Here is a 13,261-nt window from a genome sequence, read left to right on the forward strand (position 1 = left end):
GGGATGCCGCGCCCGGCCTACCAGCGCAGCCAGCGCCGGCCGGCCAGGGTGCCGATCAGCACCACGATCCCGGTCGCCAGCGTGTACCAGGTGGCGACGAAGAGCGGGCTGTCGTCCGGGCAGTGCGCGGCGTAGAAGGTCGCGGCGATGCCGCTGGCCACCAGCCCGGCGACCGCGCCCGCGACGCCGGGCCGCCGCGGCGCGCCCTGGCGCAGGGCGAGCAGCAGCAGGGCCAGCGGCCCGAGCGCCATCAGCGGGATGGTGATCATGCAGTAGCGCGCGTTCTCGCCGATCCACCGCGCGCCCCAGCTCGACACCGGCATCGCCATCATCTCCGCCGCGACCGAGACAGCCAGCAGGACCGGCGCGGCCAGCAGCGCCCAGCGCCAGGCGCCCAAGGGCACGCCCGGCCGCACCAGATGCAGGATCAGCCCGGTGGCGGTGACGGCGAGCGCCAGGGTGACAACGAACTTGAACAGGTAGCGGACCGTCTCCACCGCCTGCATCACATCGGGCCGGATGCCGACGCCGACGAAGAAGATGGCACCGGCCACGACCGCGCCGCCGGCCATCGCCGCCGCCACTGCGCGGCCGAGCGGCCAGCGGACGGGGGCGTCCTGTGCCAAGGCGGTGATCAGATCGTCGGTCCTCACTCCGGGTCACTCCGATACAAAACAGCCAGCACTTTCAGGGCGCGGTGCAGCGCCACGCGCACCGCGCCTTCGGTCATGCCGAGCCGGCCGGCGGTCTCGCGCACGCTGCCGCCCTCGACCGAAATAGACCGCACGATCTCGCGCTGCCGGTCCTGCAGCCGCGACAGCAGGCGGGCGACGTCGCGCCGCTCCAGCCCGTCCGCCGCCGGCTCCGCCTCCAGCGTGTCGATCACGTCCTCGATCGGCACGTCGGCATGCCGGCCGCGCCGGCGCAGCGCGTCGATCATCTTGTTGCGCACGATGGTCGAGATCCAGGGGCCGATCGGCCGCGCCGGATCCCAGGAAGCGCGCTTCAGATGGATCGCCAGCAGCACTTCCTGGACGACGTCCTCCGCATCGCTGCCGGAGGCGCCGAACAGGGCGCCGCGCCGCCGGGCCATGGCGCGCAGATGCGGCGTCACCGCCTGCAGGAACAGGCGGTAGGCCCCGGCGTCGCCCGAGATCGCGGCCCGCATCCATGTCGCCCACTCTTCCTCCCGCGACGGGTCAGTCACGCGTCATCACCTCATACGGCCCCGCGTTCGGATTCGTTACAGCGGGCCGGCCGGTTCTGGGGAGATCGGAAAAATTTCTGCCGCCGGTGTAATAGCAGCCGCCCCGGCGCCGAAGAAGTCGTCACAAGCCCATTGCGGCGAGCCTCTTCTGCGGAACCCGCCATGATTTATCCTCTGCTCCTGTTCGCCCCGCCGGGCACCGCCGTCACGAACGGCTGAGCCTGCGCGGCCGGAGCGCACCAGCCGGCCTCTCACAATTCGGACCGCCGCCGCGTCGCCTGATCGACGCCACGGCCGAGCCTTGCCCAAAGGATCCGCCATGCCGAGAGATGCCTACGACCTGTCGACGAGCTCCGCCAGCGCCGCGGCCACGGCCGCTTTCGAAGAGGCGGTGCACGGTCTCGCGGCGCACCGGCCTTCGACCGGCACCGCGATCGGGCAGGCGCTCGATGCCGACCCGGACCATGTCCCGGCGCTGGCGCTGAAGGGCTTCGCCAATCTGATCCTGGCGCGTGAGGAACTGGCCGGCCCGGCGCGGGAGGCGCTGGGCGCGGCCCGGCGGGCGTTGGCAGCGAAGGACGGCGGCACCGCCGACGAGCGGGCGCTGGTCGAGGCCCTCGGCCTCGCCGTGGAGGACCGCTTCGCCCAGGCCGCCGACAGCCTCGACCGCAGCTTCGCCGACCGGCCGGCGACCTTCCTGCCGTTCAAGATCGCGCATGCGCTGCGTTTCATGCTCGGCGACGCCGAAGGCATGCTGGCCGCATCGCACCGGATGATGGCGGTGTGGTCGGCTCACCTGCCCGCCGCCGGCTTCCTCCTCGGCTGCCATGCCTTCGCGGTCGAGGAGCACGGCGCCTATGCCGCCGCCGAGGCCTATGGCCGGCAGGCCGTGGCGCTGGAGCCGGACGACGCCTGGGGCCTGCACGCCGTCTCCCATGTCCATGAGATGCGCGGCGACACCAGGGCCGGCATCGCCTGGCTGGAGGGCAGCCGTGACCGCTGGTCCCGCTGCAACAACTTCAGCTTCCACCTGGCCTGGCACCTGGCGCTGCTGCATCTCGAGCGCGGCGACCACGACCGGGTACTGTGCCTCTACGATGAGGAGGTGCGGCCGGAGCAAACCGATGATTTCCGCGACATGGCCAATGCCGTGTCGCTGCTGTGGCGGCTGGAGCGCCTCGGCGTCGATGTCGGCGGCCGCTGGGCCGACCTGGCCGAGATCGCCCGCCGGCGCCGGGCCGACACCACCCTGGTCTTCGCGACGCTGCACACGCTGATCGCGCTGCTGGCGCTCGGCGACCGGCCGGCGGCGGCGGAACTGGTGATGGCGCTGCAGGTCCGGGCCCAGGGCAATGGCGACCAGGCCGGGGTCGCGGCCGGGATCGGCTTGCCCCTGGCCCGGGCCATCACCGGAATGGGGGCGGAGCAGGGGGCGCTCGACCGCCTGGCCGCCGCCCTGCCGCAACTCGGCGGCAGCCGCGCGCAACGCGACCTCTTCGTCCTCGCCTTGGCCGAGGCCGCCACCCGGCGCGGCGACGCGCCTGCGCTGCGGGCGATCCGCGATGCCCGCCGCCGCCTGAAGGCTGAGGACCGCCTGATCGCGGCGGTCGACGGCCGCGCCCTGTCTCCCACGGCCCGCCTCCGGGCCCATCGCTGAACAGTCCTGGAGATCCCATCATGACCATGACTCAGACCCAGGCCGCCACCGCGCCGCTGTTCCCGGCGCTAAGCGGCCGCCTCGTCCCGACCATCCTTCTGGCCGGCATCGCGGCCGATCTGACCTGGGAGGTCTGGGCCCGCGGCATCACCCCGTTCCTGGTCGGCGGCCCGCTGGAGCCCGCCGCCCTGGTGCAGTCCGTCTTCGGGTTCCAGAGCTGGACGGCGGCGGAGCTGATCCACGCCATCGTCGGCATCGTGTTCTATCCGATCGGCTACCTGTTCATCGCCCGGCCGCTGCAGCGCGCGATCCTGCCGAAGCTGCCCCTGGTGCTGACCGGCATCGGCTTCGGCATCGGGCTGTGGGTCTTCGCCCTCTACGTCATGGCGCATGTCTTCGCCGGGCTGCCGGCCTTCCTCGACTTCATCCCGCTGGCCTGGGCCTCGCTGGTCGGCCACGTCCTGTTCGGCCTGGCCGTCGCCTACGTCGTACGCTTCCGCGAGTCCCAACCCGCCGAAAGCGCCCTCTGATGACCCGCATCGCCGACACGATCGCCGCCACCCTGCAGGCCCATGGAGTCCGTCACGCCTTCGGCATGCCGGGCGGCGAGGTCGTGACCCTGATCGACGGGCTGGAGGTGGCGGGAATCCGCTTCCACCTGGCGCGGCACGAGACGGCGGCGGCAATCATGGCCGCCGGCGCCGCGTTGACCACCGCCACGCCGGGCCTGCTGGTCGCCACCGTCGGTCCCGGGCTGGCGAATGCGGTCAACGGCATCGCCGACGCGGCGCAGGAGCACGTGCCGCTGGTGGTGATCTCCGGCATCGTCGACCGGCCGACCCGCGCCCGCTACACCCACCAGGTGATCGACCACGCGGCCCTGCTGCGGCCGCTGGTCAAGGCCAGCTTCGAGGTCGAGCCCGAGAGCGCCGGCCCGACCGTCGCCCGGGCCCTCGCCGTCGCATCGGCCGAACCCATGGGACCGGTGCATCTCGACCTGTCGCCGGCGGTCGCGGCGATGCCCGACCCAGCGCCGCGCGTGGTCGCGCCGCCGGCGGTGCTGCGCCCGGCGATCGGCCCGCATGATCCGGCGATCGCCGAACTGGCCGGCCGCATCTCGCAGGCGCGGCGGCCGCTGATCCTGGCCGGCTTCGAAGCGGTGCGGGCCGGCGCCGGGCCGGCGCTGCTGCGCTTGGCAGAACGGCTCGGCGCGCCTGTGGTCACCACCTACAAGGCCAAGGGGCTGGTGCCCGAGGATCATGCTCTCGCGCTCGGCGGAGCCGGCCTGTCGCCGACGGCGGATGCGATCCTGCTGCGCCTGTTCCATCAGACCGATCTGCTGCTGTTCGTCGGCTACGACCCGATCGAGATGCGGCTCGGCTGGCTCGACCCCGTCTCGGACCCCGACCGGATCGTCGAGATCACCGCCGTCCCGGCCGACCACGCCATGCATCATGCCGGCACGCGCCTGCTGGCCGATCCCGCGGCTGCCGTCGCCGCCCTGGCCGAGGCGGTTGGTCCCGGCGAGACCTGGACCGACGGGGAACCCGCCGGGGCCCGGGCAGCGCTGGCCGAACGCTTCGCCGCCCGGGCTGGGTGGAGCCCGCACGCCATCATCGAGACCCTGAACCGGTCGCTGGATGACGGCGATCTGGTCACCGTCGACGCCGGCGCCCACCGCATCCTCCTCTCCCAGAAATGGATCGCGCGGCGGCCGCTGTCGCTGCTGCAATCGGCCGGCTTCTGCACCATGGCCGCGGCGCTGCCGCTGGCGATCGGCGCCAAGGTCGCCGACCCGTCGCGCCGCGTCGTCGCGGTGATGGGCGACGGCGGGCTGGAGATGGGGATCGGCGAGCTCGCCACCCTGCGCGACCTCGGCCTGCCGGTCACCATCGTGCTGTTCCAGGATGAGAGCCTGGCGCTGATCGCGCTGAAGCAGAATTCGGCCGGGCTGGCGTCCCACGGGGTCGCCCTCGGCCTCACGGATTTCGCCGCGGTCGCCGCCGGCTTCGGCGGCCATGGCCGCACGGTCGAGAGCACCGCCGAGCTGGAGGCCGAGCTGGCCGCCGCCCGGGACCGCGACCGCTTCACCCTGATCGCCTGCAGGTTCGACGCCGATGCATATCACCAGGCCTTCTGAGCCGGCGGCGCGCGAAGCGCTGTCCAGCGTCGCTGCGGCCAAGCCCGGGCGCGACCCGCGGCTGGACGTCTTCCGCGGCCTCGGGATGCTGATCATCCTGACCGCGCATATCCCGGAGAACTCCTGGATCCTGTGGATCCCGGCGCGTTTCGGCTTCTCCGACGCGACCGAGATATTCGTGTTCCTGTCCGGCATGGCCTCGGCCATCGCCTTCGGCCGGGTGTTCGATCGCGACGGCTTCGCCCGCGGCACCGGCCGGGTCGCCCGCCGGGTCTGGCAGATCTATTGGATCCATGTCGCGGTCTTCGTCGTCATCGCCGCGCTGGCGGCGGCGGCCGGCACCCGCCCGGGCGGCGAGAGCTACATCGTCGAGCTGAACCTGCCGCACTTCTTCGCCGACCCCGTCGGCCTGCTGCCGCGGTTCCTGATCCTGGCCTATGTGCCGAACTATTTCGACATCCTGCCGATGTACCTGGTCATCCTGGCGCTGATGCCGGCGATGATCCTGGCCGAGCGGCTGCACAAGGCGCTCCCCTTCGTGCTGATGGCCGCGATCTGGGGCTTGGCCCAGGCGCATCTTCTGGACCTGCCGGCCGAGCCCTGGTCGGACCGCGTCTGGTTCTTCAACCCCTTCGGCTGGCAGCTGCTGTTCTATCTCGGCTTCTTCCTGATGCGCGGCACGCTGCCGGCGCCGGGCTTCAGCTGGACCCTGATCGTCGTGGCCATCGCTTTCGTCCTGGCGACCGTGCCCTTCGCCTATTATCGGATCCTCGAGGCCTCGCCCTTCTTCGGCAGCTGGGCCCATGCGCTGGCGCCGCTGACCGACAAGACCCGTTTCGGCCTGCTGCGCCTGGTGCATTTCCTGGCGCTGGCCGTCCTGGCGATGCAGTTGGCAGGTCCCGGCGGCCGGCGGTTGAAGGGGCCGCTGGTCGCCGTCGTCTCCAAGGTCGGGCAGCAGACGCTCGCGGTCTTCGTCACCGGCATGGTCGTGGCCCAGCTGCTGGGCATGGCGCTGGACCATACCGGCCGCAGCGGCCTCGCCGTCGCCGCCGCGAACATCGCCGGTTTCGCCGCGCTGGTCGCGGTCGCCTATGCCGTCGCCTGGTTCAAGGGCGGGACCGGTCCCGACCCGGCCCGCCAGGACCGGCGCATCCGCGACATGGAGCAGGAGCTGGCCCGGCAGCGCGCGACCGCGCTGCTGGCCCAGTGACCCCCCGATCCGCAACCACGAAAGGAGCTTGTCATGATCCGTCGAACCGTGCTGGCGCTGGCCGCCCTGGCCTGCATCGCGCCGGCGATCCCGGCCGCCCGGGCTGAGGCGCCGCGCCCGGTCAACACCCTGGGCTCGACCGACTCCGTCGCGATCCGCGGCTACGATCCGGTCGCCTATTTCCGCGAGGGCGCGCCGCGGCAGGGCAAGCCTGAGTTCGCGGTCCAGCACGACAGCGCCACCTGGTGGTTCGCCAGCGCCGAGAACAAGGCGCAGTTCGAGAGCGATCCTCAGAAATACCTGCCGGCCTTCGGCGGCTTCTGCGCCTATGGCACGTCCCAGGGCTATCTGGTGAAGGTCGAGCCCGAGGCCTGGTCGATCGTCGACGGGCGGCTCTATCTCAACTACGACCTCGGCGTCCGCGAGATGTGGCTGAAGGACACCAAGGGGTATATCGAGAAGGCCAATTCGAACTGGCCCGGCCTCGACCACGGCGACATCAAATGACGGGACTCGGGGGGCGGTGCCGGCGCGCCGCCTCTAGGGGGTGAGGACGCGTGCGCCGGCCGGGCCGGTGAGCTTCAATTCCGCCGCATTCGCGGTGCTCCTCAACTCGACCGTCGGGTTCGAGCCTGCGTCCATCAGCAGGAGACCGGTTCCGCCCTCGTTCGAGGCGCCGTATTTCGACCGGATCTCGCCCTGGCCGCTGTAGAGGCGGATTCCGCCGCCGCCATTCTCCTGGACATAGAGCTGCAGCCGCATTTCGCCGCGCTCGTCGACGATGTCGATCACCCGCGCCCGGATGTGGTCCTGCACCTCGGGCCGAGCCTGCGACCGGGCGCCGGTCCAGGCCAGCGCGCAGATCGTGGCCACATTCAGCGCGACGAGAACGGGCACGGGCCGAAGGATGGGCATGGCACGCCTCCCTGGGGTCAGAGCAGGGCCTGGAGCTCTCGCAGCTCGCCCTCGTTGAGGTCGGACACAGCCCAGTACGACATGCCGGCCCGGCTCCAGCCCAGCAGGTTGAAACCGTCGACCCTGGCCGAAACGGGCGCGGCCGGGCGGTCGTCCGACGGCCAGAGGAACACCGTGATCTGGTGCAGGCGCCGCCGGTAGACGAGGGCGGCGACACGCCGGCCGTCGACATAGTCGAGCCGCCCGCCGACCAACTGGAAGCCTTCGCCCGACAGGTCCTTGACCACGGGCGAATAGTCCAGACGCCCGGCATACCACGGCTTGACCGTATGGGTGTCGGCCGACGCGACCTGGACCGGATCATCCTGCAGCAGCGACCGGACATGGGCGGCCAGCACGTCGCGCGACACGGCGGCCTCTCCCTCGCTCCGCTGCATCCACCAGGCGGTGCCCGCGACCGAAAGCATGCAGGCGAGCAAGATGACCGCGGCGCGGCGCAGGTAAGGGGACAGGCTCCGCACGACGCGGTCGACAACGGTGCCGCGCAGGTCGGGCCGGGCCTCCTCCATTTCCATCGCCAGCCGCGCCGACACCCGGTCCAGCAGCTTCGGCGGCGCCGGCTCGCGAGCCTGCTGCAGGTGGCGGCGCAGCCGCAGCAGCTCGTCGCGGGTGCGGCCGCAGTCCGGGCAGCCGGCGGCATGAGCCGAGACCGCCTCCCGCTCGTCCGGCGGCAGCTCGCCGTCGACCAGAAGGGCGATGCGGTCGCGGGCCTGGTCACAGCGCATTCCGGCTCTCCTGCGCGAGCAGCGGCCGCAGCCGGTCCCGCAGCTGGTCGCGCGCACGGGCCAGGCGCGACATCACGGTTCCGATCGGAACGCCCGTCACGTCGGCGATCTGCTGATAGGTCATGCCTTCGAATTCCCTGAGGACGATCACCTCCCGGAAGATCGGCGGCAGCTCCGCCAGGGCGCTGCGCACCAGCCTCTGATCGGCCCGGCTCAGCAGCTGCTCCTCGGCGGACGGATGTTCGCTCGCCACCTCCAGCACGCGGTCGTCCTCGTCGTCCCGGTGCGGCAGCGCACTGTCGAAGGAGATCACATTGGCGGTCCGCTTCCGCGCCGACAGCCAGCGATAGGCGACGTTGCGCACGATCGTCAGCAGCCACGGCCTGATGTCCTCGCCGGCCAGCCCGTCATAGGCCCGAAAGGCGCGGAGATAGGCGTCCTGCACCACGTCCTGGGCGTCGTCGCGGTCCCGCAGCAGCCAGTAGGCGAGGTTGTAGGCGGCATCCAGATGCGCGAGCGACAGCCGTTCGAAATCCCGGGGCGCGGCCATGCGGTCAGCCTAAGCGAATTGGCTCCTCGGGTATCGATCCCGATCGGCGCCGGTTTATTCCCGCCGCGCGTCGGGAATAAACGCGACCCCGGCCGGATCTCCTCGGCAGGTGCTCCCCTCATCGATGGAGAGATCCGATGCCCGGTCCGTCCCGCCGTGACTTCGTCCTGTCGTCAGCCTTCGCCGCGGCCTTCGGGTTCGGCACCAGGCTCGCCGTCCCCGCTGCCTTCGCGCAGGCGCCCGACGCACCCTTCCACAGATACAGGGTCGGCTCGGTCGAGGTGACGGCCCTCTATGACGGGATGTGGGCGAAGCCGCATGACCGCGCCTTCATCAAGAACGCCTCGGTCGAGGAGACGAAAGAGGCGCTGGGCAAGGCCGGGCTGCCGACCGACCACGTCCCCATCCCCCTGACCGTGGTCGTGCTCACCATCGATGGCCGGCACGTCATGGTCGATGCCGGCTCGGGCGGCCAATGGCAGCCGACCGCGCAGGGCGTGCTCGGCCCCATGGCGGCGGCGGGCATCGATCCCGCCAGGATCGGCACCATCCTGATCTCGCATTTCCATCCCGACCACATCTCGGGGCTGATGGAGAAGGGCACCAACAAGCCGGTCTTTCCGGACGCCGAGCTGGTGGTGAACGCCGCCGAATACAGATGGTGGACCGAGCCCGGGCGGGTCGAGAAGCTGCCGGAAGCGCGCCGGCCGCTGGGCCAGCGCATCAACGCCGTCTTCCCGGCCTGGAAGAACTTCACCCTGGTGGAGGAGGAGACGGAGGTCGCGCCGGGCGTCCGTCTGGTGAAGGCGCCGGGCCACACGCCCGGCCACTCCGCTTTCCTGCTGTCCTCGGGCGGTGAGCAGCTTCTGATCTCGAACGACATGGCCTATGTGCCGGCGCTGCTGGCGCCGCATCCGGAGTGGCAGGGCGCCTACGACCAGGACGGGCCGCTGGCGGTCCAGACCCGCCGGACGTTGCTCGACCGCGCGATCGCCGACAGGATGCGGGTCTGCGGCGCGCATTTCCCGTTTCCCGGCTCCGGCCGCTTCGCCAGGGACGGCGCCGTCTATGCTTTCGTCCCGGACACGGTCGCCTGAAAGGAGCCGACGATGAAAACCTTGCGCTCGCTCGTGCTGGCCGCGCTACTCGCCGCCGCGTCGCCGGCGCTGGCGGTCGACAGAAACTTTTCGACCGACGCGCCGGACCTCGACGGCATCCGCGACAAGATCGAGGCGGCCGATTTTCGTGGTGCCATCGCCGACCTAAACGCCCTGATCGACGACGGCGTCCAGCACGCCGACGTCTACAACCTGATGGGGTTCAGCCTGCGCAAGAGCGGCGACACCAAAGCAGCGATGAGCTTCTATCAGAAGGCCCTGGAATACGATCCCGACCACAAGGGTGCGCTCGAATATTCCGGCGAGCTCTACCTGCAGCTCGGCGACGTGGCCAAGGCTCGCGAGAATGAGGCCAAACTGAAAGCACTGTGCCCGCAGGGCTGCGAGGAACTCGCCGACCTGCAGCAGGCGATAGAACAGGCAGCGGCGAAGTCGCGGTGACGAGCCGGCGAGGCCTGGAGGACGGCGGCGAGCTCGCCGGCCGTGTGCTGCTGGGGCTGCTGTTCGTGCTGGAGGGGCTCGGCAAGCTCGGCGCCTACGACGCCGCGGCGGGCTACATGGCCGTCTTTGGCATGCCGCCTCTGCTGCTGCCGGCGGCCATCGTCGTGGAGCTCGGCGCCGGGTTGCTGGTGATCATCGGCTGGCACACCCGCATTGCCGCCGTCGCCCTGGCGGCGTTCTGCACCGTCGCCGCCGTGGTCTTCCATACCCGGTTCGGCGACCACAGCCAGCTGATCCATTTCGAGAAGGACATGGCCCTGGCCGGCGCGTTCCTGATCCTCTCGGCCCGCGGCGCCGGGCGCGTCTCGCTGGATGCGTGGCGCGCCGGCCGGCGGCAGTGACGGCGAGGCCGTCGGAACCCGCCTCAGGCGGCCGCCGGCATCAGCGTGACCTCGCGGCGCGACCGTTCGGCCTGCATGGCTGCCTCGATGCAGGCGATGAGATGGCGGGCGTAGCGCCCATCCGCCGGGTTCGGCGCATCGCCCTCGATCAGGGCGAGGATCGCCCGCCATTCACGCTCGACCGCGCGCTGCATCCAGTCCGGCTCGATCGAATTCGGGACCGGGGTCCAGGCGCCGCCCCGGCCGATCGCGACTCCCTGGTCGAAATCGATGCGCAGGGTTCCGGCCTCGCAGACCAGGTCCATGGCGAAGCCGACGCCGCCGTCGCGATAGCCGATGCTCGCCACCTGGCCGATCCGGCCGTCGGCGAAGCGCAGCAGCATCAGCGCGGCGTCGTCGGCCTCCTGGTCGTGGAAATGGGTGCCGGCCATGGCCGAGACCGAAGCCACCGGGCCGTCCATCAGCCAGACCAGCCGGTCGAGCGCGTGGATCCCGGCGGTCAGCAGCATGCCGCCGCCCGTCTTCGACGACAAGTGCCAGGGCTGGCGGTTCGCTTCCATCCACAGCTTGATCAGCCAACTGCTGCCGAGCACCGGGCGGCCGATGCCGCCGCCCGCGACGATCTCCCTTGCGGCGAGGCAGGGCAGGGCGAAATGCATGACGTGGCCGACCATCAGATGGACGCCGGCCTCGGCCACCGCGGCGTTGATCGCGTCGCATTCGGCGACGGTCGGCGCCATCGGCTTCTCCAGCAGGACGTGCTTGCCCGCCTGCGCCGCGGCGATCGCCATCCCGGCGTGCAGGTGATGCGGCGTGGCGATCAGCACCGTGTCGACGGCCGGGTCGTCCAGCAGCGCCTGCCAATGGTTATAAGCGTTGCCGCCGTGCTCCCGCGCGAAGGCCCGGGCGGCGTCGATGTCCTGGCGGCAGACCGCCGCGACGCGCACGCCCGGCACGGCGGCGATGGCCCGCGCATGGATCGCGCCGAAATAGCCGGCGCCGATGATGCCGATGCCGATCATTCTGCGGCCTCCTCATAGGCCCGGTCGATCAGGCGCATGGCCTGCAGATAATCCGCGATCCCGACAGACGGGGCCGCGCCCCGCGCCAAGCGGTCCAGCGTGTCGGCCATGAAGGCCTTGTACCGGTCCGCCGGCAGGATCGGAGCGAGATCTCGCACCCGACCGTCGTCGAGCGTGGCGACATGGCAGCTGTCGCCGCGGTCGATCAGAGTGGCGTTGCGGGCCGAGACGCGCCACTCGAAGTCGCCGCCCGGCGCCATCGAGGCATAGGTGTAGCCGGCCTCGACCGTCGCGATCATGCCGTCCGGCGCCCGCAGGGTGACGATCGCGTATTCCTCGACCGCCTCGCCGTAGAGGCGCCGGTCGACCGAGGCCGAGACGACGGCGAGGCCGGCGCCGCCGGCCAGAGCCAGCGCGGCGTCGATGCCGTGAATGCCGAGATTGCGCAGCGCCCCGCCGCCGCCGATGGCCGGGTCGAGCACCCAAGGCACCCCGTCCAGCCGGTAGCGCTCCGGCGGGCCGTTCACGATCCGGAACTGGGCGTGCGACACTAGGCCGAGGCGGCCAGCAGTCTTCAATGCCTCGATCTCTACCCAGATCGGGCCGCAGCGGTTTGGCAGGGGGACGGCGACGAACAGGTCGCGGCGCCGCGCTGCCTCGGCCAGCGGTTCAAGGGCGGCGGTCGACACCGCGGCCGGCTTCTCCAGTACGATCGGCAGGCCCGCCTCGATGCAGGCCAGGGCCAGCGCCGGCACCTGATCCGGCCGGCCCATCACGACGGTCAGGTCCGGCTTCGCTGCGATCAGCGCCTCGACCGAGGGTTGACGAGGCCCCCCGTGCTTCGCGGCGAAGCCGGCCGCGACCGCGGGGTCCGGATCCCAGGCGGCGACCACCTCCGCGCCCGCCGAACGGGCCGCCTCCAGATGCATTCCCGCATGCCAATGCCCCACGCCCGCCAAGGCTACCCGGGCCATCCCGTCCTCCCTCTCGGCTTATGGCCTTGACAGATATCCTACAAGTCAGCAACCATCAAGCCATGCTGATCCCGCGATGGGGTGGAAGGTGTCGACGATGAAGGAGATCAAGCCGCTCGCCCGGCCGCCCCTGCTCCACGTCTCGGTGCAGGAGAGCCTGAAGAGCTACATCGACGACAACAGCCTCGCCCCCGGCGCGCCGCTGCCGCCGGAGACCTTCCTGGCGCAGCAGCTCGGGGTCAGCCGCAACTCCGTGCGCGAGGCGATCAAAGCGCTCGAATCCCTCGGCATCCTGGAGACGCGGCGCGGCATCGGCGTGTTCGTGAAGGCCTTCTCGTTCGAGCCGCTGCTCGCCAACCTGGCCTATGGCCTGGGTGGCGCGCTGCGCGAGGTCGAGGAGGTGCTGGAGATCCGGCGCGTGCTGGAGGTCGGGCTGATTGGCAAGACCATCCAGCTGATCGGCGAGGAGGACCTGGCGGAGCTGAAGGACACGGTCGAGCGCATGCGGCAGAGGGCCGAGCGGAACGAGAGCTTCGCCGAGGAGGACCAGCAGTTCCACCACCTGCTGTTCCGCTGCCAGAACAACCGCATGCTGACCAGCCTGATCGATGTGTTCTGGCAGGCCTTCTACAAGGCCTCCGACTTCGTGAACCTGGCCAATCTCGACCCCATGGCCACTTGGCGGGACCACCAGGAGATCTATGCCGCGATCGCGGCGCGCGACGTGGCGGCCGCCCGCAGCCGGCTCGACCAGCATTATGACGGCATCGCCCGTCTCCTCGCGACCCGCAAGGACGCGAAAGCGCAAAGCTGAATCCAAACAGGGAGGAAACGATGAGAT

Annotated in this window: 16 protein-coding genes; 9 read left to right on the top strand and 7 right to left on the bottom strand. The window is 70.9% G+C overall.

The genetic code is table 11. The annotated features are described in order from the left end of the window. Positions 1-17: 17 nt before the first annotated feature. Together G537_RS0110300 and G537_RS0110305 are read right to left on the bottom strand one after the other, a co-directional pair. Positions 18-653: an NrsF family protein gene (locus G537_RS0110300; protein WP_026870057.1), complete on the bottom strand. Its 636-nt coding sequence runs from the start codon at positions 651-653 to the stop codon at positions 18-20. Next, the gene (locus tag G537_RS0110305; protein ID WP_026870058.1) at positions 650-1,207 is read right to left on the bottom strand and encodes a sigma-70 family RNA polymerase sigma factor; all 558 of its coding nucleotides are present in this window, start codon (positions 1,205-1,207) and stop codon (positions 650-652) included. The genes G537_RS0110300 and G537_RS0110305 overlap by 4 nt, the downstream gene beginning before the upstream one ends. A gap of 319 nt (positions 1,208-1,526) precedes the next feature. Here G537_RS0110305 and G537_RS0110310 point away from each other — a divergent pair, with 319 nt between their 5' ends. Genes G537_RS0110310 through G537_RS37295 form a run of 5 tightly spaced genes read left to right on the top strand, consistent with a single transcriptional unit; the run spans position 1,527 to position 6,721 of the window. Continuing rightward, on the top strand, positions 1,527-2,864 hold the full coding sequence (locus tag G537_RS0110310) for a tetratricopeptide repeat protein (RefSeq protein ID WP_026870059.1): 1,338 nt from the start codon (positions 1,527-1,529) through the stop codon (positions 2,862-2,864). A gap of 20 nt (positions 2,865-2,884) precedes the next feature. Next, entirely contained in the window at positions 2,885-3,394 is a 510-nt protein-coding gene (locus tag G537_RS0110315; RefSeq protein ID WP_026870060.1) for a YqhR family membrane protein, read from the top strand. Next, on the top strand, positions 3,394-5,004 hold the full coding sequence (locus G537_RS0110320; protein ID WP_026870061.1) for a thiamine pyrophosphate-binding protein: 1,611 nt from the start codon (positions 3,394-3,396) through the stop codon (positions 5,002-5,004). Before G537_RS0110315 ends, G537_RS0110320 begins: the two co-directional genes overlap by 1 nt. Continuing rightward, on the top strand, positions 4,982-6,214 hold the full coding sequence (locus G537_RS37290; RefSeq protein WP_064742103.1) for an OpgC family protein: 1,233 nt from the start codon (positions 4,982-4,984) through the stop codon (positions 6,212-6,214). Before G537_RS0110320 ends, G537_RS37290 begins: the two co-directional genes overlap by 23 nt. Positions 6,215-6,247: 33 nt before the next feature. Continuing rightward, positions 6,248-6,721 carry a YHS domain-containing (seleno)protein gene (locus G537_RS37295; RefSeq protein ID WP_034851226.1) on the top strand — a complete coding sequence of 158 codons (474 nt, stop codon included), beginning with the start codon at positions 6,248-6,250 and terminating at the stop codon, positions 6,719-6,721. Between the two features lie 33 nt (positions 6,722-6,754). Here the strand turns inward: G537_RS37295 and G537_RS0110335 are convergent, their stop codons facing one another. The 3 genes from G537_RS0110335 to G537_RS0110345 are packed head-to-tail and all read right to left on the bottom strand — an operon-like array spanning position 6,755 to position 8,464. Beyond that, entirely contained in the window at positions 6,755-7,129 is a 375-nt protein-coding gene (locus G537_RS0110335) for a hypothetical protein (RefSeq protein ID WP_026870062.1), read from the bottom strand. A gap of 17 nt (positions 7,130-7,146) precedes the next feature. Next, a complete protein-coding gene (locus G537_RS0110340; protein ID WP_026870063.1) occupies positions 7,147-7,914 on the bottom strand; it encodes an anti-sigma factor family protein in 768 nt (255 codons plus the stop codon). After that, a complete protein-coding gene (locus G537_RS0110345) occupies positions 7,904-8,464 on the bottom strand; it encodes a sigma-70 family RNA polymerase sigma factor (protein WP_026870064.1) in 561 nt (186 codons plus the stop codon). The genes G537_RS0110340 and G537_RS0110345 overlap by 11 nt, the downstream gene beginning before the upstream one ends. A gap of 137 nt (positions 8,465-8,601) precedes the next feature. Here G537_RS0110345 and G537_RS0110350 point away from each other — a divergent pair, with 137 nt between their 5' ends. Genes G537_RS0110350 through G537_RS0110360 form a run of 3 tightly spaced genes read left to right on the top strand, consistent with a single transcriptional unit; the run spans position 8,602 to position 10,424 of the window. Further along, the gene (locus tag G537_RS0110350) at positions 8,602-9,561 is read left to right on the top strand and encodes an MBL fold metallo-hydrolase (RefSeq protein WP_026870065.1); all 960 of its coding nucleotides are present in this window, start codon (positions 8,602-8,604) and stop codon (positions 9,559-9,561) included. Positions 9,562-9,573: 12 nt separating this feature from the next. Continuing rightward, positions 9,574-10,023: a tetratricopeptide repeat protein gene (locus G537_RS0110355; protein WP_026870066.1), complete on the top strand. Its 450-nt coding sequence runs from the start codon at positions 9,574-9,576 to the stop codon at positions 10,021-10,023. Continuing rightward, on the top strand, positions 10,020-10,424 hold the full coding sequence (locus G537_RS0110360) for a DoxX family protein (RefSeq protein ID WP_034851228.1): 405 nt from the start codon (positions 10,020-10,022) through the stop codon (positions 10,422-10,424). The genes G537_RS0110355 and G537_RS0110360 overlap by 4 nt, the downstream gene beginning before the upstream one ends. A gap of 23 nt (positions 10,425-10,447) precedes the next feature. Here G537_RS0110360 and G537_RS0110365 read toward each other — a convergent pair whose 3' ends face one another. Further along, the gene (locus G537_RS0110365) at positions 10,448-11,446 is read right to left on the bottom strand and encodes a Gfo/Idh/MocA family protein (RefSeq protein WP_026870068.1); all 999 of its coding nucleotides are present in this window, start codon (positions 11,444-11,446) and stop codon (positions 10,448-10,450) included. Then, a complete protein-coding gene (locus G537_RS0110370) occupies positions 11,443-12,420 on the bottom strand; it encodes a Gfo/Idh/MocA family protein (RefSeq protein ID WP_034851229.1) in 978 nt (325 codons plus the stop codon). Before G537_RS0110370 ends, G537_RS0110365 begins: the two co-directional genes overlap by 4 nt. Positions 12,421-12,517: 97 nt before the next feature. Between G537_RS0110370 and G537_RS0110375 the strand changes: the two genes are divergently transcribed. Further along, positions 12,518-13,234, top strand: coding sequence for a FadR/GntR family transcriptional regulator (locus G537_RS0110375; RefSeq protein WP_155888568.1), 717 nt, complete (start codon positions 12,518-12,520; stop codon positions 13,232-13,234). Positions 13,235-13,261: the final 27 nt, after the last annotated feature.

The organism is Inquilinus limosus DSM 16000 (genome assembly GCF_000423185.1).
In the GTDB taxonomy this organism is placed as follows: domain Bacteria; phylum Pseudomonadota; class Alphaproteobacteria; order DSM-16000; family Inquilinaceae; genus Inquilinus; species Inquilinus limosus.

What these genes read in the sequence shown, in the direction of transcription:
- G537_RS0110350 (WP_026870065.1), top strand. Translation starts at nt 8,602, where the DNA reads ATGCCCGGTCCGTCCCGCCGTGACTTCGTCCTGTCGTCAGCCTTCGCC.
- G537_RS0110320 (WP_026870061.1), top strand. Translation starts at nt 3,394, where the DNA reads ATGACCCGCATCGCCGACACGATCGCCGCCACCCTGCAGGCCCATGGA.
- G537_RS0110310 (WP_026870059.1), top strand. Translation starts at nt 1,527, where the DNA reads ATGCCGAGAGATGCCTACGACCTGTCGACGAGCTCCGCCAGCGCCGCG.
- G537_RS0110335 (WP_026870062.1), bottom strand. Translation starts at nt 7,129, where the DNA reads ATGCCCATCCTTCGGCCCGTGCCCGTTCTCGTCGCGCTGAATGTGGCC.
- G537_RS0110340 (WP_026870063.1), bottom strand. Translation starts at nt 7,914, where the DNA reads ATGCGCTGTGACCAGGCCCGCGACCGCATCGCCCTTCTGGTCGACGGC.
- G537_RS0110365 (WP_026870068.1), bottom strand. Translation starts at nt 11,446, where the DNA reads ATGATCGGCATCGGCATCATCGGCGCCGGCTATTTCGGCGCGATCCAT.
- G537_RS0110370 (WP_034851229.1), bottom strand. Translation starts at nt 12,420, where the DNA reads ATGGCCCGGGTAGCCTTGGCGGGCGTGGGGCATTGGCATGCGGGAATG.
- G537_RS0110375 (WP_155888568.1), top strand. Translation starts at nt 12,518, where the DNA reads ATGAAGGAGATCAAGCCGCTCGCCCGGCCGCCCCTGCTCCACGTCTCG.
- G537_RS0110355 (WP_026870066.1), top strand. Translation starts at nt 9,574, where the DNA reads ATGAAAACCTTGCGCTCGCTCGTGCTGGCCGCGCTACTCGCCGCCGCG.
- G537_RS0110315 (WP_026870060.1), top strand. Translation starts at nt 2,885, where the DNA reads ATGACCATGACTCAGACCCAGGCCGCCACCGCGCCGCTGTTCCCGGCG.
- G537_RS37295 (WP_034851226.1), top strand. Translation starts at nt 6,248, where the DNA reads ATGATCCGTCGAACCGTGCTGGCGCTGGCCGCCCTGGCCTGCATCGCG.
- G537_RS37290 (WP_064742103.1), top strand. Translation starts at nt 4,982, where the DNA reads ATGCATATCACCAGGCCTTCTGAGCCGGCGGCGCGCGAAGCGCTGTCC.
- G537_RS0110345 (WP_026870064.1), bottom strand. Translation starts at nt 8,464, where the DNA reads ATGGCCGCGCCCCGGGATTTCGAACGGCTGTCGCTCGCGCATCTGGAT.